This window comes from Geobacillus sp. B4113_201601 (genome assembly GCF_001587475.1).
Classification (GTDB): domain Bacteria; phylum Bacillota; class Bacilli; order Bacillales; family Anoxybacillaceae; genus Geobacillus; species Geobacillus icigianus.
On record NZ_LQYX01000081.1, the window covers coordinates 10,451 to 10,794 of the forward strand.

The 344-nt window shown below is 50.0% G+C and carries 1 tRNA gene and 1 rRNA gene; both read right to left on the reverse strand.

The features are described from left to right. Positions 1-182: 182 nt before the first annotated feature. Positions 183-258 (reverse strand) — tRNA-Val (locus B4113_RS11390). Positions 259-268: 10 nt separating this feature from the next. Continuing rightward, positions 269-344, reverse strand: a 5S ribosomal RNA gene (gene rrf, locus B4113_RS11395); the annotation flags it as partial.

The following is a 344-nucleotide window of genomic DNA, read 5'->3' on the forward strand; positions in this document are numbered from 1 at the left end:
AAAGATCAGTATCATTGAAATATTTGTTGCCTCTTCCTCTACCAGTTGATTCAAAGATGTTCGATGCGTCGAGGCAACTCGCAGCGTATTCGATGAAGCAAATGCTCGTTGCTCCACCCCGCGACGATAGAAGATGAACTTATTTCAATGATGCGCTGAGTTTTGTTTTGTATGTTTGAAAGTGGTGGAGGATGACGGGATCGAACCGCCGACCCCTTGCTTGTAAGGCAAGTGCTCTCCCAGCTGAGCTAATCCTCCATAAGTATCCGCCTAGCAGCGACCTACTCTTGCAGGGGCGCTGGCCCCAACTACCATCGGCGCTGGAGGGCTTAACTTCCGTGTTC